At 48.1% G+C, this 20,342-nt stretch carries 16 protein-coding genes; 5 read left to right on the top strand and 11 right to left on the bottom strand.

What is annotated here, in order from left to right; genetic code table 11:
• The first annotated feature begins 49 nt into the window (after nucleotides 1-49).
• Nucleotides 50-793: an SDR family oxidoreductase gene (locus AAC022_RS13570; protein ID WP_339731716.1), complete on the top strand. Its 744-nt coding sequence runs from the start codon at nucleotides 50-52 to the stop codon at nucleotides 791-793.
• A 17-nt stretch (nucleotides 794-810) separates the two neighbouring features.
• Here AAC022_RS13570 and AAC022_RS13575 read toward each other — a convergent pair whose 3' ends face one another.
• The 8 genes from AAC022_RS13575 to asnB all read right to left on the bottom strand — a co-directional run bounded on the left by AAC022_RS13575 (nucleotide 811) and on the right by asnB (nucleotide 10,146).
• The gene (locus AAC022_RS13575; protein ID WP_339731718.1) at nucleotides 811-2,286 is read right to left on the bottom strand and encodes a sulfatase; all 1,476 of its coding nucleotides are present in this window, start codon (nucleotides 2,284-2,286) and stop codon (nucleotides 811-813) included.
• Nucleotides 2,287-2,352: 66 nt separating this feature from the next.
• Nucleotides 2,353-2,967 carry a nucleoside monophosphate kinase gene (locus AAC022_RS13580; protein ID WP_339731720.1) on the bottom strand — a complete coding sequence of 205 codons (615 nt, stop codon included), beginning with the start codon at nucleotides 2,965-2,967 and terminating at the stop codon, nucleotides 2,353-2,355.
• 219 nt (nucleotides 2,968-3,186) lie between these two features.
• On the bottom strand, nucleotides 3,187-3,795 hold the full coding sequence (gene rpsD / locus AAC022_RS13585) for a 30S ribosomal protein S4 (protein ID WP_339731722.1): 609 nt from the start codon (nucleotides 3,793-3,795) through the stop codon (nucleotides 3,187-3,189).
• Between the two features lie 348 nt (nucleotides 3,796-4,143).
• Entirely contained in the window at nucleotides 4,144-5,142 is a 999-nt protein-coding gene (locus AAC022_RS13590) for a polysaccharide deacetylase family protein (RefSeq protein ID WP_339731723.1), read from the bottom strand.
• A gap of 41 nt (nucleotides 5,143-5,183) precedes the next feature.
• Nucleotides 5,184-6,185 carry an NAD(+) synthase gene (nadE, locus tag AAC022_RS13595; RefSeq protein ID WP_339731725.1) on the bottom strand — a complete coding sequence of 334 codons (1,002 nt, stop codon included), beginning with the start codon at nucleotides 6,183-6,185 and terminating at the stop codon, nucleotides 5,184-5,186.
• Nucleotides 6,186-6,274: 89 nt separating this feature from the next.
• Complete coding sequence (locus tag AAC022_RS13600; protein ID WP_339731727.1) at nucleotides 6,275-7,831, bottom strand: AMP-binding protein; 1,557 nt, start codon at nucleotides 7,829-7,831, stop codon at nucleotides 6,275-6,277.
• A 19-nt stretch (nucleotides 7,832-7,850) separates the two neighbouring features.
• Nucleotides 7,851-8,117 (bottom strand): acyl carrier protein, encoded by a 267-nt coding sequence (locus AAC022_RS13605; protein WP_339731728.1) that lies wholly within the window; start codon nucleotides 8,115-8,117, stop codon nucleotides 7,851-7,853.
• A gap of 55 nt (nucleotides 8,118-8,172) precedes the next feature.
• Nucleotides 8,173-10,146, bottom strand: a complete 1,974-nt coding sequence (gene asnB, locus AAC022_RS13610; protein ID WP_339731730.1) for an asparagine synthase (glutamine-hydrolyzing) — start codon at nucleotides 10,144-10,146, stop codon at nucleotides 8,173-8,175.
• 447 nt (nucleotides 10,147-10,593) lie between these two features.
• On the opposite strand from asnB, the gene AAC022_RS13615 reads away from it, so the two are divergent.
• Nucleotides 10,594-12,183 (top strand): AAA family ATPase, encoded by a 1,590-nt coding sequence (locus AAC022_RS13615; RefSeq protein WP_339731732.1) that lies wholly within the window; start codon nucleotides 10,594-10,596, stop codon nucleotides 12,181-12,183.
• Between the two features lie 37 nt (nucleotides 12,184-12,220).
• Here the strand turns inward: AAC022_RS13615 and AAC022_RS13620 are convergent, their stop codons facing one another.
• A complete protein-coding gene (locus AAC022_RS13620; RefSeq protein WP_339731733.1) occupies nucleotides 12,221-12,544 on the bottom strand; it encodes a hypothetical protein in 324 nt (107 codons plus the stop codon).
• A gap of 401 nt (nucleotides 12,545-12,945) precedes the next feature.
• On the opposite strand from AAC022_RS13620, the gene AAC022_RS13625 reads away from it, so the two are divergent.
• Complete coding sequence (locus tag AAC022_RS13625; protein ID WP_339731735.1) at nucleotides 12,946-13,950, top strand: lysylphosphatidylglycerol synthase transmembrane domain-containing protein; 1,005 nt, start codon at nucleotides 12,946-12,948, stop codon at nucleotides 13,948-13,950.
• A 31-nt stretch (nucleotides 13,951-13,981) separates the two neighbouring features.
• Here the strand turns inward: AAC022_RS13625 and AAC022_RS13630 are convergent, their stop codons facing one another.
• Complete coding sequence (locus AAC022_RS13630; protein WP_339731737.1) at nucleotides 13,982-14,866, bottom strand: hypothetical protein; 885 nt, start codon at nucleotides 14,864-14,866, stop codon at nucleotides 13,982-13,984.
• Nucleotides 14,867-14,993: 127 nt separating this feature from the next.
• The gene (locus AAC022_RS13635; protein WP_339731739.1) at nucleotides 14,994-16,142 is read right to left on the bottom strand and encodes a citrate synthase; all 1,149 of its coding nucleotides are present in this window, start codon (nucleotides 16,140-16,142) and stop codon (nucleotides 14,994-14,996) included.
• Nucleotides 16,143-17,202: 1,060 nt separating this feature from the next.
• On the opposite strand from AAC022_RS13635, the gene AAC022_RS13640 reads away from it, so the two are divergent.
• Both AAC022_RS13640 and AAC022_RS13645 read left to right on the top strand, forming a co-directional pair.
• The gene (locus AAC022_RS13640) at nucleotides 17,203-18,969 is read left to right on the top strand and encodes a sigma-70 family RNA polymerase sigma factor (RefSeq protein ID WP_339731740.1); all 1,767 of its coding nucleotides are present in this window, start codon (nucleotides 17,203-17,205) and stop codon (nucleotides 18,967-18,969) included.
• A 199-nt stretch (nucleotides 18,970-19,168) separates the two neighbouring features.
• On the top strand, nucleotides 19,169-19,990 hold the full coding sequence (locus AAC022_RS13645) for an enoyl-ACP reductase (RefSeq protein ID WP_339731741.1): 822 nt from the start codon (nucleotides 19,169-19,171) through the stop codon (nucleotides 19,988-19,990).
• Nucleotides 19,991-20,342: the final 352 nt, after the last annotated feature.

A 20,342-nucleotide genomic window follows, 5' to 3' on the forward strand; every position in this document is an offset into this window, starting at 1 on the left:
GATCGTGCGATTCAATCGCGGAGTTTTTATTCAGGGAAAGAATGATTTGATGACTTATAATATTCGAGATCGGGTCGCTTTGGTAACCGGGGCGAATCGGGGAATTGGCAAGGCGATTCTGGTAGGACTCCTGAAGGAAGGCGCCGCAAAAGTTTATGCGGCTGTGCGAGATATCTCATCAGTGGCTGCATTGAATGAAGCTTATGGAGACAAGGTGGTTCCGCTGGAATTTGATCTGACGAAGCCGGTGTTGATCAAAAAAGCGGCGGAACTGGCCAGTGATGTTTCGCTGGTGGTGAACAATGCGGGAGTGCTCAAGGCGGCGACTCCGCTGTCGGCTGATGCGATTGAATCGCTGCAGTATGAAATGGAAACGAACGTGTATGGCTTGATTCGTGTCTCTCAAGCATTCGCGCCCGTGCTCAAAGCCAATGGTGGTGGCGTGCTGGTGCAATTGAATTCAGTGGCTTCCTTCAAGAGCTTTTCGCCGTTCTCGACGTATTGTGCCTCCAAGGCAGCCGCGTATTCAGTGACTCAGGCTCTAAAAGAGTTACTCAAGGAGCAGGGAACGATGGTCATCAGCGTTCATCCGGGACCAATCGATACGGATATGGGAGACTCCGCAGGTCTCAAGGAGATTGCCGAACCACCGGAGTTGGTCGCGGATGCGATTGTGGATGCTTTGAAGAGCGGTGAGTTTCATGTGTACACGGACACGATGGCAAAGCAGGTGGGGGCAGCCTATCAAAGTTTTGCTGAAAACGTGATCGAAGCGGAGCTGCTGGAAGGTTAATTACCGAAGCAAACTGCTCAATCCACCCGGCCGGGTTGGCGGTTGTTTTTGCCTTTGCGTTTGGTGCCGGTGTCGCCGAGGTCGGTGCGGGCCTGTTCTGCGAGTGCGGTCAGGCGTTCGACAACTTTGGGATGCTGGTCGGCGACGTTTTTGCTTTCGCTGATATCGTTGTTGAGATCGTACAGAGCGAGGCCGGTTTTCTTTTGAATGTAGGGGCCGGGTGTGCCGCCGGAACCGGGTTTGTCTTTCAGGCTGCGATAAGGGTGAGGAAAATGCAGCTTCCATTTACCGCTACGGACGGCGTTCAAATGACCGCCCCAGTAGAAGTACAGCGCTTCGTGCGGCGATTGGGCTCCTTTTTCGCCGCTCATGAGAGGCCAGATATTTTTACCGTCGATGATGCGCTCCTCTGGAACTTTTCCGCCGGAGAGGTACGCGATCGTGGGCAGGATATCGATAGTCATTGCCATCTGGTTGCAGACGGTGCCTGCGGGGATTTGTCCGGGCCAGGCCATGATGCAGGGCTCACGTTGGCCGCCGTCCCAAGCAGTTCCTTTGCCTTCGCGAAGTGGCAGAGCCGAACCGGCGTGATTGCCGTAGGAGAGCCAGGGGCCGTTGTCGGAGGTGAAGATGATCAGTGTGTTTTCTTCGAGGCCGTTTTCTTTGAGTGCCTGTCGGATTTGGCCGACGGACCAGTCGATTTCCATGATCACATCGCCGTAGAGTCCCTGCTCGGATTTGCCTTTGAATTTGTCGCTGACAAACAGCGGGACGTGAGGCATGGAATGGGGGACGTAGAGAAAGAACGGCCGGTCACCACATTTGTGGATGAACGATACGGCGTATTCGGTATACCAGGTGGTGAGCTGTGCCTGTTCTTTGCCTGTGACTTTGGGGTTAATCACGGTTTCGTTTTTGATCAGCGGGAGATCGGGAAACCGTTTGCCGGCCGTCGGGTGAAAGGGCCACATGTCGTTGGAGTAGGGGAGCCCGAAGTATTCATCGAAGCCGTGTCGGGTGGGGAGGAATTCGGGCAGGTGTCCGAGATGCCATTTGCCGTAGATGGCGGTATCGTATCCTTGTTGCTTAACGACTTCGGCGATGGTGGTTTCTTCGGCGTTGATGCCGATTTTTGATTGCGGGCCGAGTGCTCCTTTGATTCCGATACGATTCGGATAACAACCCGTGAGCAGGGCAGCACGAGAAGCAGAGCAGACCGCCTGGGCGGCGTAGAAGTCGGTAAAGCGAACACCTTCTTTTGCCATCTGGTCGAGATGGGGAGTTTTAATGTTGGGCGAGCCGAAAACGCCGACATCCTGATAGCCTTGATCATCGGTAAAGATGACGACAAAGTTGGGATGCTGTTTTGCCGGTCGAGTGGCTGCGGTCGCGGGTGGAACAGAAGCGGTCACGATTAAGAGGAGCAGAAGACTGAGACAAGAGATCCGTGTTCGATTCAGATACGTGGGGCATCCAAGATTAAAACCGGGCATGAGCGCGCCTTTCTGGTCATCTAATTGTGTTATTCGCTATTGTATTCCGTTCTGCTCGTTTGTGTTTTATTCGCCTCGGAAGTGGGCTTCCTGTACGGGAACCAACTGTTCGAGGCATGCGAGCAAGACGCCAGCTGGTGAGCCGATGGCATCAATGTGTGCGACGATTTCTTCGGGATAACAGCTGAGGACGAGCGATGATTCTTCGCGGTAGATCTCGAAGCGGCGTCTGATGACGCTTTCGTTGGCATCGTCGGCCCGGTTTTCCCGAATCGCACGGTGACGGATACGGTGAATCATTTCCTCTTCGTCGCTACAAGTTAGGTGCAGGACTTTGAGAACATCAATGTATTGTTCCAGGATTTTAGACTGCTGAATGTTTCGCGGAATCCCGTCGAGAATCAGAATGTCTTTGCTCGGCTTATACATCGAGAGGGTAGCGCGGGCATCAAGGCCCTGTTTCCAGATCTGGATACTGAGATCGTCGGGAACGAGTTCGCCCCGCGAACTGTATTTATAGATTTCCTGGCCTTCAGGTGATTCAATGTCGATCGATCGAAAGACATCACCACTGGAGAGGTGGAAAAAACCAGGGATTTGACCGAGGATTCTTCCCTGAGTTCCTTTACCAACTCCGGGAGCACCAAACAGCAGGACGGCTTTTCGACGTTCCGTCGCCATAATTATGCCTCTATGTTTCAAGGCCGATAATGATTTCAGGAACCACGGCGGTTTCTGTATTCAGATCCAGGAAATAGTGACCTGAGATCAGTCTCTAACAATAACGTTTCATAAATGAATTCTCACCCCAGAGGGGGAGATATTAATGAAGGTAAATAAAAAACACTCCGAAAAGCGAATGAGCTTTTCGGAGTGTTGATTTGTATTTTTGAGATTCCCTTATCGGGAGATCAGAGCCACAACCTGACCGACGTCTACCGGCAGGCTGACATCTTCAAATGTTGGCGCTGTGACCACGTTGGCAGCCAATGCTTTTTTGTCCAAGGAAATCCAAGAACATGCGGGACGACCAGAAGAATCAACGAGCTCACTATAGAGCTTTTTGAGATTCGGTCGATTTCGAACAGTAACGACATCGCCGGGTTTGACCCAGATTGATGGCTTATTGACAGTCACACCGTTCAACTGGAAGTGAGAGTGAACGATACCCTGTCGGGCCTGTGGTCGAGTTTGAGCAAAACCAGCACGGCAGACAACGTTATCGAGACGTTGTTCGCAGAGAACCAGCAGGGCTTCCCCGGTGTTCCCTTTGATGCGGCGGGCTTTATCGAAGTAGCGACGTAACTGACGCTCACGTAGGCCGTAATAGAATTTGATCTTCTGCTTTTCGATCAAGGCCAGACCGTAGTTAGAGGCCTTGCGACGACGCTGTGACATTCCTGGCGGAAGGTTTCGCTGGTCCAATGCGCGTGTCGCACCTGCATCTTCAAAAACCAAAGCTCCTAAGCGACGGTTTACCCGTCCTTTTGGTCCAGTGTAACGACCCATTCAGACTTTCTCCCACATTAATCACAAGCTGCCGTTCTCTGTACTTGATAAACGGCAAAGAATTATTATTAGAGTCTGATCATAGTAAACTATTCTTACATAATAGTTTACAGTCAAATGCCAAGAGGATCAGACTAGATATAGCAGTCAGGGCTATAGTATTCGTCACAATGCTGCGCGTACCACAACCTTTAAAGCGGTCCGTTGTTATCGCAAATTCAATCAGAATCGTCAACCAACTGGGCTATAGGATCACAAATTCTCAGAAAATATCAGGAAAGAAGAGTCAGGAATGAAAGATACCATGCAGGAGAGCAGGTCGTGGAACGTAGCTTGTGTACAGTTTATTCAGCAGAATACTTGTGGAAGTGAAACCGCGGCGCGAAAGAGGGTGGCTGGTTCTTCGGATTCGACTGCGATCCGTGGGATGTCCCAGTTGTCATGTGTGTCGAGTTGAGAGTAACCACCATAATAACTGAAGCCCCAGCGATAACCGGATTGTTTCAGGCAGTCTCTGGTTCTTTGATCAAAGCAGTCTTTCCCCCCCACGGGGTAGCTGAAGGCGGAGATCGAGTTATTGATTTCCGCTTCAATTCTCTGCTTACAGTGCTCAATTTCAAACCGCTGTTGTTCTTCCGGATGGTTTGCCAGAATCGGATGGTTAACGGTATGGCCGCCGATATCCATGCCGGCTTCATTCATTTCTCGAACCATGTCCCAATTCATCCAGGCCTGGTCTGCGATTTCCTGAGGACAGCGACCTGCGCCTGTTTTTTTAGCCAGAAAGTTCAGAAAGGCTTCCGTTTTATCGCCAGATAATTTTTTGAAGACGCTGAGCAGTGTTTTAATAGACTGATCACAGTTATCTGCTTTTAGCGAGATAGCGTCTCCCGTCCATGAATTTTCAGGTAACGATGATTGAGTCGCACTGCGAACCATCCAGGAGATTTCGTCCCACCAGGCCACTTTTCTTTGATCCAGGAAACCTGTGGTCAGAAAGAATGTCGCGGGAGAATTGTACGCTTTGAGAATGGGAAACGCCCATTCATAATTGTCGCGATAGCCATCGTCGAAGGTAATCAGGACATAGCGACCTTTGTTCCGATTCCAGAGGTCGTCCAGATCATGAATACGGACTAGATCAAAATTTAGACTGAGAAAACGTACCTGCTGGTCGAAATCTTCGGCAGAGGCACTCCAGAGATCGTGATCAAACAGTGAACCATGTGCCTCGCCGATCCGGTGGTAATTCAGGACAATCAGTCCGTTCCAGAGATGGGTCGATCGGGCGAGTCTGTTTAAGCCAGACCAGTCGAATGCTTTTGCCAGGAGTTCTTTCTTACTCACAGTCCTGTTTCCTATTCGTTTTTTGACGGCTGGGGAGTAAGCTAAACTTCGGCATGTTTTGATACGGAATCAATCAACTGAGGTGGCATGTGTAAATAACGGGCCGCTTTTCTTTTGGATTCGATATCGCCGTAAACCAGTTCGACCTGTTCGGTAGGCAGCCCAATGCCTGCTGCTACATCTGCAGCTGGGAAACCGTGGTTTAAACCGTAGAGACAGCAATCCAATTTATCGTAGGAGACAGCGAAGAAGAATTCTTCCTGAGATTGCTCCAGGGAATAAGTGTCGGTTGTGGGAGGCCGCATGCAAATGACTTCCGGCACGTCCAGATAGGCGGCCAATTGATAGACCTGTGATTTATAGAGGTGGGCAATCGGTTTCAAGTCGGCTGCACCGTCGCCATTTTTCACAAAGAACCCTTGATCGTATTCAAGCCGATTCGGCGTTCCCGGGACGGCATAGTTCAAGCGGTCTGCGTGATAGTATTCCATCATTTTACGGCAACGCTGTTTAAAGTTGGTCGCAGCGACAATGGTTTGGTAAGCAGATAGAGGGAGACGTTTTTTGATGAATTCTCCCGATGGTGTTTGTACGACAACAGAGAAGACGCGGTAGCCGCCTTCCTTGAGCAGATTGGGCAGGACGATTTTTGATTTCCAGTCCGGCTGATATTCCGGGATCACCTGTTTGATGGCGACATCGCGACGTTCGTAGCAGCCTGCTCCCTGCAGCATTGGTGAAATGTTTTCGACGATGGCTTCGACATTAAAATGATCAGCCAGTAGTTGGCCGTAGGTCAGGCTTTCATCTTTCGTGTCGTGTTCGGGCATCATGATTCCCAAGACACGGTCGGCACCGAAGGCGCGAACGCACAATGCTGTGACCACGCTACTGTCGATCCCGCCGGACAAACCCAGCACGGCTCCTTTTTTACGCATCGTTTTGCGAACGGTTTCCTGCATCCATTTGACGATGCGGTCTGTTTCCGCTGCATAATCGAGGTTCAGTAATTCAGGGCTGAATGCTTTTGTCTGAGTAATCATAGTTTTGCGTGCTCCATATTTGCTGACAGCTTTGTTCAGCAAATCATCTTGTTGGTTGTAGTAACGTTGTTTGTGTTTGTTCTGTCACTTCAGGGAAGTGTGAGTTGTTTTTTATCGATCTTACCGTTCGGAGATTTGGGGAGTTCATCCCGAAATTCGATTTTTTGTGGCACCATGAAATCTTCCAAATGCTTTCGGCAGTAAGCGAGAACTTCTTTCTCAGCCAGTTCCTCACCGGGCATCAGAGTGACGATGGCACGGATGGATTGTCCTAGTACCGGATCTGGATCACCGACGACGGCTGCTTCTGAAATTTTCTCGTGGGTAAACAGGACATTCTCGACTTCCTTCGGGCTGACTTTTTCTCCACGACTTTTGATGATGTCATCCCGTCGGCCGACAAAGTAGAGATATCCTTCCCGGTCCATGCGGAATAAATCGCCGGTATACAGCAGCATTTCTCCCGGAATTTCCGCCGGTTTTAAACGTTCGGCTGTTTGTTCGGGCGATTCCCAGTAGCCCTGCATGACGTTCGCACCGCGTACGACCAGCTCGCCTACATGTTCTGGTGGCAGACGGTGACCTTGATCATCCACGACAAAGACTTCGGTGTCTGGCATGGCAATGCCTACCGAGTCTGTTCTGGTATCAACCTGATCCAGAGGGAGGTAAGAGACCCGTTTGCATTCAGTCAGACCGTACATCGAAAAGATCTGCACGTGGGGCAGTTGTTTTCTGAAGGTCAGAATGTGTTCTGTAGGTAAGGCTGCTCCGGTGTTTGTGATGTAACGCAAATTCGTAAAGTCATATTTCGAGAGATCCATTTTCAACAGAATGGCAGACATCGTGGGAACCAGCGGGAAGCCAGTCACACGCTCACTGATTATTTTCTGCAGGACCGCATGTGGGTAGGTGAATGATTTTTCAAGGACCAGTGTTGCGCTCACGCGAAATGCCATCAGCAGTTGATAGAGGCCGTAATCAAAAGAGAGCGGGAGCACATTCAGGATGATGTCCGAAGACTCATTCATTAAGTACGTCGTAATGGAACGTGCTGCCGAGGTCATGTTCAAATGAGTCAGCATCACCCCTTTGGGGTTTCCGGTTGAACCCGAAGTATAAACGAGGGCTGCCAGGTCGATGCTGATCGTGGGAATTGCCGGTGGTGTAATGTGTTCGGCGAACTCTGCCTGTAGTTGATCCCAGGATTCAAACCGAGGCATTTGCAGTTCATTGTGTTCCTGTGATTTTGCAGCGGTTCCGACAGTAATCGCAGTTTTCAAATGCGGTAGCAGGTCGGAGTGTTCGACAATGTTTTTTTGCTTCTTTTCCGGAATGATCAGAACGCGAGCGCGACTGTTATTCAGAACGTACGTTAATTTATCGATCTTTGTGGTGGGATTCACCATCACAAACACGCCGCCCGCTTTGAGCACGGCGAAAATCGCGACGGCGGCTTCCAGCGAATTATCGAGATGGATGGCAACCCGGTCTCCGCGTTCCAGTCCGCGCTGCAGCAATGCTTGCGCCAGGCGATTGCTTTGCTGTTCGAGTTCCAGATAGGTATATCGTTTCTGGTCGATGACCAGCGCGACTTTCTCGGGATGATCTTGCGCACTTTGTTCTAAAAATGATTGCAGCAACAACGGCCTGCTCCTTAGGAAATTAAGCTAATTCTTTGAGTTTGGATTCAATGAAATTGATCAAACGATCAATCGAATCCAGGTTTTCAGGGACCAATTCATCATCATCCACTTCAACGGAATATTTGTCTTCGATGAAGGCAACCAGTTCGAGGACGCCCGTTGAATCGATAATTCCTGTTTCCAGAAATGAATCATCGTTGTTGAGCGACTCTGGATCTTCGCCGAATAAAAAGTTATCAGCAACAAAATCCCGAACGTCAGATTGAATCGATTGGATAGAGCTCATTTTCTTACCTTTAGACTGTAGATATTGGTTAAGGGGGTTGTGTGTAATGAAAAAACTAAGTTTGTAACGCCGCACTCTCAGTGCGTTTGTTTTCGGCTGATACTGGTTGTCCCTGAATCATTTGTTCGACCAGCAATTGTGTTGAAAGAACACCAACCAGTGCCATGTTATCGCGGGTGCCGATGGCGCGTCCCTGTTCAATTTTCTTTACCAGTCGCTGGACTGCCTTTGGCTGGAACAGACCATTGTCTTTCAGTTTTTCGGGTGATAATAATTGTTCGACATATTCGAAGCGGGCTTTCTGTTTGTCGGTATCAATAAAGCTATGTGCGTCTGGTGCCCGGTAGGGTTGTTTGGGACGTTTGCGGATACTTTCGGGAATCAGATCTCGCATCGCGTATTTGAGCAGAAACTTTTCATTTAACCCGTTCATTTTATATCGCACGGGAATTCGGGAGGCGAATTCGACCACGCGGTAATCCAGAAACGGAAAGCGGCCTTCAATGGAATTTCCCATCGCCATGCGGTCACCCTGAGAAGACAGGATGTAGCCGGGCATCAGGTTGACGGATTCCAGGTATTGTGCCTGACAGAAGGAAGGCCATTTCGAAAACCGTTCGGGTAATTGATCGGAAAAATCAGCCAGTGGATCTTGGTTGACCAGTTCCTGTTTTACGTCGTCACTGAAAAACGTTTTTAATTTGGATGTTAAATCCCAGCGAGGCAGGTGTGAAAAGAACGGGCTGTTGATTTCGTCTTCTCGGATTTTGAAAAACGCCTTGAGGTAAGCGGGAGACTGTGCCTGCAGATTTTTCATATACGGGTAGAGTCGCTTTAGCAGTAGCGGTCGAATCTTTGATTCGGGCTGACGGCTCCAGAAACGCCGGATCTTGGTTTCTTTGAAAATATCGTAACCGCCAAGCACTTCGTCGGCCCCTTCGCCGGTCATTACGACCTTAAACTGGTTCTCTTTTACCAGTCGCGACAAGAGATACATGGGCGCGGGAGCGGTGCGTAAGACGGGTTTTTCGGTATGCTGAATCACCTGGGGGAAGATGCGCCCGATGTCTTCGTATGAGCAGCAGACGGTCTGATGATCGGTTCCCAGTTCCCGAATCATCTCCTGCTGAAACTGGCTTTCATCATACTCTTTGTCGTTGAAATTCACCGAGAACGTATTGAGCGGCGCATTCGTAAAGTTGCGAATGATGGCGGCTGTAACTGATGAATCGAGTCCACCACTAAGGTAGGCACCAACGGGGACATCTGCCCGTAGACGGAGCTGTGTCGCATCAATTAGCAGCGCTCGCAGTTCGTCAGCCCAGTCATCCAGCGTTCGGTTTTCTTCATTCGGACTGTAATCCAGGTTCCAGTATTGCCAGATCTTCAGTTGGCCGTTTTTGACAATCATGGAGTGTGCGGGAGGGAGTTCAAAAACTCCCTCAAAAAATGTTCGTGGCGGCAGAGGCGACCAGAAAGTAAACAACTGGTTCAGCGCGGTCAGATCGACCTTGCGTTCGACATCAGGCAGCGAAAACAGGGCTTTCACTTCCGATGCGAAAATGAATCGGCCTGGTGTCTGCGTATAAACAAGAGGGCGAATTCCCATGCGATCACGGGAGAGAAACACCTGTTGTTGTCTTTTATCATGAATGGCAAAGGCCCATTGGCCGTTGAATTGTTGAACACATTCGGGGCCATATTCGGCATACATATGCAGAATGACTTCTGTGTCGGAATGAGTACGGAACTGATACCCTTTGCTCGAAAGCAGGGCACGGAGTTCAATATGATTATAAATTTCACCGTTGAAGGTGAGCGTCAGCATTCCGTCTTCAGACTGCATTGGCTGTAAACCACCAGCGAGGTCGACAATACTCAATCGGCTGTGTGCAAATCCTACGGGGCCCAATGGTGCGATGCCTGAAGCATCGGGGCCACGATGATTGAGTGTCTCAATCATGGCCTGTAATTCTGCCTGTGAGACAGGTTGTCGGTCAGACTGAATGATTCCCGCTATTCCACACATATTTTATCCGATACGAAGATGAAGACAGACTTTGCCCACCCGAGAATGGGACCTCTTAGTAGAGGAAATCTAGGTCACTTCGAAATCAAGTCAAATCGTAAGTCTTTGATCGCACGGTCGTTCATAAAAATAAACAGCCGTATCTTCTCTGCGATGCTTAATCCAATCGAATGGTATAAACAGACTAATCGATCCCCGCACTCATTTGGGTATTCACAGGATCATCTGGCAGGGACGATACTGAAAGCTTGGGTATCTTGTTCATTCTCATTCGGAAGGGATTTGACTTGCGAGTTATATGACCTAAAGTTTCCTTGCATCTAAGAAAATGAAATGTCACTGCATTTTATCTGGATCATTACTGGCAGCCTTTGATTGTCAGTGCGATATCATTCAGATGATGCGCTCTGTTTATTTCAGTGCAAATAGACTGATTGCGAACCGACCATGGCAGTAAACGACTCTGAATCCGATCTTTCAAGTTTCTTAAACAAAAGCAGTAATCCTGATAAAAAGGACAAAACTGCATCGAATACTGTCAACACGGAAGAATTACTTGCTTCGCTCAGCATGCTGAATCTGACCGGCGATGGTGACTCTGACGAGGAATGTAGTGAAGCTGCGTTCGAAGAGCTGGCTGTCAAAACTGCGGAAGAGCTTTCCGGGGGAACCGACGCTGTAGAGCCCATGCGCGTGATTGGTAAAGATCAGCACCTCAGTCAGTTGTTTAATCGTGTACAGTCTCTGTTAAAGAGCGATGCTGAGGAGCAGCAGGGAGGGTTTATTCCTCAATGCCCTGAAACCTTAGAAGACACCGGCTTAACTCAGGATGAAATCGAACGCCTGATCTTAAAGTACCTGCTTGCTAAAGGAACACAGACCGGGCGGCAGGTCAGTCAGCAGGTCAAACTTCCGTTTGGTATTATCGACCCGATCTTGAAACGTGCCAAGCAGGACCAGTTGGTGGCCTATGGTGGTACGGCTGAGATGGGGGATTATGAATTTACGATTACCGAACTGGGACGCGAGCGCGCTCGGCGTTTCACACAAGAATGTACCTATTTCGGTGCGGCCCCCGTTTGTTTCAAAGATTACTTGCGGGCAATGGAAGCCCAGAGTATCGCCAAGCAGGAAGCGACAGAGGCCGATTTGAAGGAAGCGTTTTCAGATTTGATTATTAATCCGAAGATGTTGGATCGCCTGGGGCCCGCTGTGAATTCGGGACGCGGAATGTTTCTGTTTGGTGAAGCCGGAAATGGTAAAACCAGTATTGCAGAACGAATTACAAAAGCGTTCGGCTCAACAATCTGGATTCCCCGTTGTCTGGGCATTGATGGCGATATTATCCGTATCTTTGATCCCGGCCTGCATGAAGAGGTCATTCAAGAAGACAATTCTGAAAGTCTGTTTGATTTATCAGGCGTGGACTCACGCTGGGTACAGATCATTCGTCCTACTGTGATTGCGGGGGGGGAATTGACCATGAAAGAACTGGAAATTACTCAGAACCCGCAAACAAAAATCTGTGAAGCGCCACTGCAGTTAAAAAGCAATTGTGGCACATTCGTGATTGATGACTTCGGCCGTCAGCGAATGCCCGTTGATGAATTGTTGAATCGTTGGATTGTGCCTCTGGAAAAACGTTACGACTTTTTGAATCTTCCCAGTGGTAAAAAGATACAGGTTCCTTTCGACCAGCTGATTATCTTTTCTACGAACCTGGAGCCGAAAGATCTTGTTGATGCTGCATTTTTGCGGCGTATTCCGTACAAGATCGAAGCCCTCGATCCTTCGGATGAGGAGTTTCGGGCGTTGTTTGAGTTAATGGCACCGTTGATGGGTTTTCAATTCGACGAAAAGTCGTACCAGTATCTGGTCGACACGCACTACAAAGCCGTCAATCGGCCTTTCCGTGCCTGTCAGCCACGCGACCTGTTGCTGCAAGTGAAAAATTTCTGCGTTTACAAGGAACTGCCTAAGAAACTTTCACCAGGCGCTTTTGACTTTGCTGTCGAAAACTACTTCTCAGTGATGTGATGCGATCGGTGATGTGATTCGATCGATGCCCGCGAGGTCAGGCGGGCCATTCCGTATCACAGCATTCACACCGAAAACCAACAACAGTTGAAGTACCGGGAATCATACGGTTCTTCTGGTTCAGTAAACCATCTCGCAGTTCCAGTTTTTCAATAGTCGAACTATTGCAAGCAGGGCACTGTTGGTTCTGAAACAGAATCCGGGCTCGGTTCAATACCCAGTCCTCTTTCTTAAGTTTAAGAAAATGAGGTTCCTTCGGGTATCTTTTCTGAAACGGAAGAACCATTGAAGAAGACTCTTCCTGCGAGGCGACGGGCTCGCAGTGTGTATTGTCGGGGTAATAAATCTTTAAAATGCTCATCCATGAGCTCCTTGCGTTCAATCCCTTGATAAAATATTCCTGTAAATCCAAACGGGAATCTTTTGTGGGGTAGAATCCCTTATGCTGATCGAAATCAACTAAGATCGATAAAACATATGAAGAGGTAAGCAGGATAAAATCCTCGTATTAAGTTGGCAAGAGGTTTTAACGCAAAGCTGTAAACATTGTAAAAAATTCCTGTTAGAAACGCATCGATCTTGGGGGAATGGGATGTTTCAGAGGTCTGGCGGTTTTTGTTTCTGTAGCTGGATGCGATAGCTTGATGTATGATGGCGGCAGATGATGCGATACAAACATGATGTTTCACTTCGTGATCCAAGTAATATCGATGCGTTATTTCAGGAGAGATTCAAATCAATAAGTCAAAATTGATCAAACTGATGCTCGGAGTCATCATCACAGTCGCTTGCCTGATGGCAGCGGTCTGGGGGGTTGATCTTGATCAGATCAAAGAAAGTTTTAAGCGTGCGCATTACTGGACACTACCTGTTTTGTGGGTATTGCTGTTTGTATTCTTCTGGCTCAAAGCGTTGCGTTGGCGGATGTTATTGGAGCCGGTCAAAAACCTTTCCGTATCGCAGGTGACCCCGGCGATGATGATTGGCTTTATGGGAAACAACCTTCTTCCCGCTCATCTGGGGGAGTTTTTGCGGGTCTATGTACTGAGTAAGCAGTTTCAGATTCCCAAAACGACCGTCCTGTCGACGGTGGTTCTGGAACGGTTGTTTGATATTGTGGCGATTTTGTGTTTCCTGGGAGTTGGGGTTTATTTTACGCCGAATATTCCTGATGAATATCGCTCTTTCAGTCTGGTCATGGCACTTGTCATTTGTATGACCATTCTGGTGTTAGCCGCCTATCTGATCTGGACACAAGCTGCCATTGGTCTGTTTCGAAAAATCTTCAGTTATCTGCGATTCCTGCCTGAGAAGTTGACACATCTTGTTTTGGAGATGATGCAATCGGGTGCCATCGGAATGGCATCGATGAAAAGTAAACGACTCACTTTTGGAATTATCTGGACTTCCTTTGCGCAATGGGCCATCAACGGCCTGAGCATTTTTATTGCGCTGTGGAGTTTCGATATCAAAGTCAGTCCATTAGCAGCATTTGTGGTGCTGGGAGTGACCGCGTTCTTCGTGACTGTGCCTTCCACGCCGGGGTTCTTTGGTGTGATTCAGCTTGGCTTCTGGCTCAGTTTAAAGGGGTTCGGTGTCTCGCAGGCCGATGTCTTTGCCGCTTCCATTTACTATCATCTTTCACAGTACATTCCGGTGACACTGATCGGACTCTACTTTTCGAACCGCGAAGGTCTAAAGCTCAGTCAGGCGGAGCAGGAAGCAGAGAAGGAGCTCGAAGAACTGGAAGGAATCGATGGCGAATAAGCAATGCTGCCGGAAACCAATGGCTGAAACGTCAGGGAGTGACGGTACCTTTTTTGCTGAGCTCTGTCTGCTTGAGATCGGCGACTCCCTGCTCTGTCACGAGCAGGTCTTCCAGGCGATTGTTAATCAGTTTGGAGTCGATCACTTTGACTTGTGAAGTTCCGTTAACCGAAAGGCCGCTTCGCCCGTTTCCTGAGCAAATCACTTTCTCTAATACAACATCCTTGCAGCGGTCATGGATGTTGATCCCGTCGATTCGGAAATTTTCGATGTTCAAGTCAGAAATGTAAACGCCCTCTACATCAATCATCGAGAGGCCAACGGAATTTCCTGCGAGAGAAAACGCTTCGGTGGGCGGCAGTTGATTTTTTGAGCCGCGATAATAGATGGCTCCCTGGTGAACGGCCCATTTTCCCGCGGGGATGTCATCCAGTTTGACAGGTTGTTTTTTCTCGGGTCGGTATTCCGGCAGAACTTTTCCATCCAGGTACAGATTGAAATATCCTTTTCGATAAGGAGAAACCTTCCAGAGATCATTTCCCAGCTGTTTCCAGCCGTTCATGGGAATCTTGATGCTCCCATTTAGTGTAACGCCGTTCCCGAGAATGGTGAATTTTTCTTTTCCGATGCCACTAAATCGTTTTCCGGACAGGCTGATCGATTCGTAATAGGGGGTCTGATTGTTAATCAGAATGATTTTGTCCCCACGTCGTGCGTAGTCCAGTGCTCGTTGAATCGTTTTCACAGGGCCGTTGTTACCATCAACAATTTTGGGTGAGAAGCCGTTTAAGGCATTGTTTCCCGCGCGATTATCCACGTAAATGACACGCGCATCAACTGACTGTAGTCCACACAACAGGAGAGTCAGGCAGAGTAACCCGGATTTGAATCTGACAAAACGGACTGCGTTTCGCATTGTTAGCTCCCTGTCTTATTTCAAAAACATACGTTGTGGAACAATCAGTGTTTGATTTCGCGAATTCAATCGTAGAAAAAACCCCGGTGTAAAACCGGGGTTTGAGTGGTCAATGACGGTCTTTCGCTTAACGCTTAGTTACTGAAACGTAAGCTCGTTCTTCATAGCCGATGTAATTGGCTTTCGGCCGGATAATTTTGTTTCCGTCAAGCTGTTCCAGAATATGAGCACACCAGCCTGCGATGCGGCTGGCAGCAAAGATGCATGTGAACAAGTCGCCGGGGATTCCCATATAGTGTTGCAAGCTGGCAGAATAGAAGTCGACGTTGCAGTTGCGTTTGATTTCAGCGTAAACCAGCTTCTCCATCTCGATCGACATCTCGTACCATTTGGGTTCGCCGGTTTCATTACCCAGGCGTCGTGAGAGTTCTTTTAAGTGTTTGGCGCGAGGATCTTCGACCTGATAGACGGCATGGCCAAAGCCCATGAATTTTCCTTTGGCTTCGCGCACTTTTTTTACATAAGGTCCGATGTTCTCTACAGAGCCGATTTCGAACAGTGTCTTGAGGACTTCTGTATTTGCTCCGCCATGCAGCTTCCCTTTTAATGCGCCTATGGCACCTGTGACTGCGGAATAGATATCAGGCAGCGTTGCAATGATCACGCGGCTGGTGAATGTGCTCGCATTCAGTCCATGCTCTGCGTGCAGAGTGAGGATCAGGTCCATCGCTCGGGTGGCGTCCTCACTCGGTTTCTCTCCATTGATCATGTACATGAAGTTTCCTGCGTGACACAGGTTGGGATCGGGATCGACCGGCTCAAGGCCTTTTCGCACACGATGAATAGCAGCGACAATAGTTGGGATTTGTGAAATTAACTTGATCGAGATTTGTAGCCGCTTGTCACTCGATTCAGATTCTGCGTCAGGATCGTAAACTCCTGCCAGCGATATGAGAGTTCGCAACATCGCCATTGGTGGTGCCGATGTCGGAAGTATTTTAAGGGCGTCGATCAGTTCACCTGGGACACTGCGATATTGCTTCAGGCTTTCCTGGTACTCTGCCAGCTGGCTTGCATTGGGAAGCTCTCCGTTCAGCAACAGGTAAGAGACTTCTTCAAATGTCGCATGTTCTGCCAAGTCGTCGATGTTATAACCACGATACAGCAGTTTTCCGATGGTTCCGTTGACTAGACAGATCGAACTGTCAGCCGCAATGATTCCTTTAAGCCCTTTGACAGCTTCGCTCGATGTTTTCTCTACGTCGTCTGCGCTCATTTGAACTGATTCCACTTTCTCAACTACAGCCAATAAATTTACAGTGAGGTTTGCAATCACGAACCAAGGCTCTGGTTTGGACAGTAATCCTCGACCGACTTTTATTAAACAAACTATTGAAAATTCGCAGTCTCCAGTATATCAAGCCCTGTCATAAGTTCAATCTAGCAAAATTGTTTCCTCACGGGAGGGGGCAGAGTTTTTGTTAGAATCCAGATAGACTGGATAAACGCCCTATTTGATAAATGTTCATCTATGCTTCTCCAGGTTTTGAATCAGGGGATTGACTATTTACCTGAGGGTGTGAAAATAGAGGTAAGAAGCAGAGGTGTGTTCGTTTTTTGCTGGGGTAGTTCTGCTGCTTAAGACATTATTACTTTGAGGTTTAAACAGAATAATTGGGTTCGCAATCAATACTGCTTCTAAGAATGAGGGGAAAACCGTCAGCTTACGTAAGTTGTTAACTGGTAACGTTGCAGAGGTTTTTTAGAAAATATTTAAACCGTCGTTGTGGATTTCCGTAGACGTTACGAAAAGTTGTGGTAGGATGGGGCTAAATGAGCTGGAAGCTTATTAGCTTTTTCAGGTTCTCGGGAGAAGTAAGGATGCCTTGGGAGAGAACCCTCTTGATTAAATATGTTGGCGAACCGGATGCTCCGACTAAGAGCGTGAAAGCGTATTCGAGCAACTTAGTTTTTCAGATGCTCTACGCGATGCCCATTTTACCGCTAACGATCAGGTTGTATTTTAGATCGATCTACTTCTGTTTTCGGTTATGGATGAAGGAATCTGAACTCAGTTTGAAAACTGCTGACAGGTTTTGGGGTTTTTGCAATTATTTCATTGCTCTATCGCTATAGGAATTGATAGGTGCAGAGTAGAGTGACATTAATAAATATTGAGTAAAGTTAGTAGCAAAATTTTGGAAAAGGGTAGTGAGAGAAGCAAGCTTGATGTCTTCTGGAAATACGATCCTTTTATTCTCATAAACTGACCGCCGTGGTTACACACGGACGTGTGGCCGTAATTTTTTTGACAATACATATTAAGGGAGTGACCCGTGCACCGTTTCGATGCAAATCTGAATTCACTATTTCAGGAAGCGGAAAAACAAGGTTTTTTAACATTTCAACAGGTTCATACCTTCCTCCCTGATGAAGGAGGCGATCCTGCCCTGATCGAGTATATTGTGGTAGGGCTGGAAGAACGCGGTCTCGATCTGATTGATGACCCGAATGTGGATATCGATGAAGAGGAAGTGGCATCAGTTGGGGGAGCGGCTAACGCCGGGACTGGTGCGGCCCAGAGGGCAGATGATGATTCTGATGAATCGCCCTCATCAATTGTGGAGCCGGAAACCTCTCTTTCTTCTCGTGATCCAATTCGCATGTATCTGAGCCAGATGGGAAATATCCCTCTGTTGAGTCGTTCACGCGAAATTTTTCTCGCCAAGAAAATTGAAATCACCCGCAAACGATTTCGTCGGACTGTGTTGGAATCTGATTTTGCTCTGAAAATCGCCATTGATACTCTGGAAAAAGTCTATGCCGGCGAACTTCCCTTCGAACGGACTTTGAGAACTTCGGATACGGAAGACGCCACTAAAGATCAGATTATGGGGCGCATGCCTTATAATATCGCCACTTTGAAGGCATTGCTCGAGAAAAGTTCGAGTGATTTTCAATTGCTTTCGTCTGGCGAGCTGACCAAACCAGAACAACGCGAAGTGCAGAAACGGATCATGGTTCGTCGTCAAAAAATGGCAACACTATGTGAAGAACTTTGCTTGCGTACTCAGCGTCTTCAACCGGTGCTGAAGCGAATTCATCAAATTGCCGGCCGTATCCGGGAAGTGGAAGAGCAGCTCAATGATTTCCAACAGCTGCGACATAAATCGACCGATACGCGTTTGCTGGAACGTGAACTGTCTGAGTTGACCATCATGGTTGCCGAGTCTTCGGAAGATTTCCAGACACGTTCTCGTGAAATCAAACGCCGCTTTGATGACTGGACAGAAGCCAAACAGCAGCTTTCAGGTGGTAACCTGCGATTGGTTGTTTCGATTGCGAAAAAATACCGAAACCGTGGTTTAAGCTTTCTGGATCTGATTCAGGAAGGGAACGCCGGTTTGATGCGTGGCGTAGAAAAATATGAATATCGTCGTGGTTATAAGTTCTCAACTTACGCCACATGGTGGATTCGTCAGGCGATCACCCGTGCCGTTGCAGACCATGCTCGTACGATTCGAATTCCCGTGCACATGTTCCAGAGTATTTCCACTCTGAAAGCACGTAGTGAGCAGATTCGTCAGGAGACCGGTCGCGAACCAACGATGGAAGAACTCGCTGATTCCGTTGGTCTTGGAGTCGAAGAGACCGAACGGATCATGAAGACCTGGAAGCATCCGATCAGCTTGGATACTCCCGTTGGCGAAAGCGAAGACAGTAGCTTTGGCGATTTCCTGGAAGATGGCCATGAGTCTTCTCCTGCCGATGCCGCCATGCGTGAAATGCTGAAAGATAAAATTGAGCATGTTCTCAAGAGCCTGACTTACCGTGAACGGGAAATTATTCGTCTGCGTTACGGTTTAGGCGATGGTTACAGTTATACACTGGAAGAAACAGGCCGTATTTTCAAGGTGACACGCGAGCGTATTCGCCAGATTGAATCGAAAGCCCTGCGGAAATTACAGCATCAGACCCGTAGTGCTCACCTTAGAGGTTTTGTTGACGCCATCTTCCCAAGTAAGGAAGATGAGGAAAATGAAGTGGAAGAGGGAGCACAGTCTGAGCAGGAGCCTTCCACAATGGTGGGGGCGCTTGAATAGGCTCTGACAATCCATTCAAAAAGTTTCATATTAAAGGCGGTTTGCTGTTTTCACGAACAACAAGCCGCCTTTGGCTTTTCTATTTCGCGCAATTCGAATAGTTTATACGGATTCAGCGAAAACTGACATCAGCAACAGATTGGACGTTCCACGAACTTCAATCTTCTTAGATCTCATAATATTTACGGAGTACCACAGTATGGGGCTTTTTGAAGGCAAAAAAGGTCTGGTTTTTGGCATTGCAAATGACCATTCAATTGCATGGGCCATTACGGAAAAACTTTATGACGAAGGGGCCGAGATTGCGTTTACTCACCTTCCCGATAAAGATCCCGAACGCCCACGCATGGAACGTCGTTTGAGAAAGTTGGTTGAGCCCAGGGGAGCAAAGATCATGCTTCCCTGTGATGTGACTAAAGACGAAGACTTGGATAAAGTATTCGAAGTCGTCAAGGAAGAGTACGGCGAAATTGATTTTGTGCTGCACTCCGTTGCTTATGCTCCGATGGATGACCTCAAGGGGCCTGTCTACAATGTAAGCCGCGATGGTTTCAAGCTATCTATGGAAATCAGTGTCTACAGTCTGCTGGCGATTGCCAAGCGATCAAAAGAGATTCTGAAGCCTGGCGGAAGTATTTTGACTCTGAGTTATCTGGGCGGCGAAAAAGTCATTCCCGGTTACAATGTCATGGGAATCTGCAAGTCAGCACTTGAGAATTCGGTCATGTATCTAGCGAACGAGCTCGGACCAGAGGGCATTCGTGTCAACAGTCTGAGTGCCGGACCTTTGAAGACACTCAGTTCCTCTGCCGTTGGCGAATTTGATATGATGATGAAGTTGTATCAGACCATGTCACCGCTTCGTAAAAATATTACTCCAGATGATGTTGGCAAGGCCGGCATGTATCTGTTGAGCGATCTGTCGAGTGGCGTATCTGGCGAAAATCATCACGTCGATTCAGGCTACCACATTATGGGCGCCCCACCGATTGAAATGCAGCAACAGCAGGCTGAAGCTTAACAGCACCTGCAGATTACATAATGCTTTCAAGCCATCTGTTGAACATAACCGTTACAACAGGTGGCTTTTTTCACGTCTTGATGTCCCAGCTTACATGTAAAGCACAATCGAAATCTTGAGCAAAAGTTGACTCACAGGAATAGATTTTCCATTTTGCTCAGCCGGTTGTCTTACATTGAATGCTCTCGGCACAACTCCCTTTTTGCTAACGATTCCGACATCGAGAAAAAATCTGCCGGTTTCGCAGGTTTTCGTGATCCGAATCGGGAAAATTACGTTCTCAATGCTATGGACTCGGTTTTAGGGTTCATACTGAAGTAACCGTACACGTTGAAATGTTTTTGATACCGAA

Origin of the sequence: uncultured Gimesia sp. (assembly GCF_963976445.1) — a bacterium.
In the GTDB taxonomy this organism is placed as follows: Bacteria; Planctomycetota; Planctomycetia; order Planctomycetales; family Planctomycetaceae; genus Gimesia.

Coding starts and splice junctions, on each gene's coding strand:
- AAC022_RS13605 (WP_339731728.1), bottom strand. CDS start 8,117: ATGAGCTCTATCCAATCGATTCAATCTGACGTTCGGGATTTTGTTGCT.
- AAC022_RS13575 (WP_339731718.1), bottom strand. CDS start 2,286: ATGCCCGGTTTTAATCTTGGATGCCCCACGTATCTGAATCGAACACGG.
- AAC022_RS13645 (WP_339731741.1), top strand. CDS start 19,169: ATGGGGCTTTTTGAAGGCAAAAAAGGTCTGGTTTTTGGCATTGCAAAT.
- AAC022_RS13635 (WP_339731739.1), bottom strand. CDS start 16,142: ATGAGCGCAGACGACGTAGAGAAAACATCGAGCGAAGCTGTCAAAGGG.
- AAC022_RS13570 (WP_339731716.1), top strand. CDS start 50: ATGACTTATAATATTCGAGATCGGGTCGCTTTGGTAACCGGGGCGAAT.
- AAC022_RS13630 (WP_339731737.1), bottom strand. CDS start 14,866: ATGCGAAACGCAGTCCGTTTTGTCAGATTCAAATCCGGGTTACTCTGC.
- rpsD (WP_339731722.1), bottom strand. CDS start 3,795: ATGGGTCGTTACACTGGACCAAAAGGACGGGTAAACCGTCGCTTAGGA.
- AAC022_RS13580 (WP_339731720.1), bottom strand. CDS start 2,967: ATGGCGACGGAACGTCGAAAAGCCGTCCTGCTGTTTGGTGCTCCCGGA.
- AAC022_RS13625 (WP_339731735.1), top strand. CDS start 12,946: ATGCTCGGAGTCATCATCACAGTCGCTTGCCTGATGGCAGCGGTCTGG.
- asnB (WP_339731730.1), bottom strand. CDS start 10,146: ATGTGTGGAATAGCGGGAATCATTCAGTCTGACCGACAACCTGTCTCA.
- nadE (WP_339731725.1), bottom strand. CDS start 6,185: ATGATTACTCAGACAAAAGCATTCAGCCCTGAATTACTGAACCTCGAT.
- AAC022_RS13620 (WP_339731733.1), bottom strand. CDS start 12,544: ATGAGCATTTTAAAGATTTATTACCCCGACAATACACACTGCGAGCCC.
- AAC022_RS13615 (WP_339731732.1), top strand. CDS start 10,594: ATGGCAGTAAACGACTCTGAATCCGATCTTTCAAGTTTCTTAAACAAA.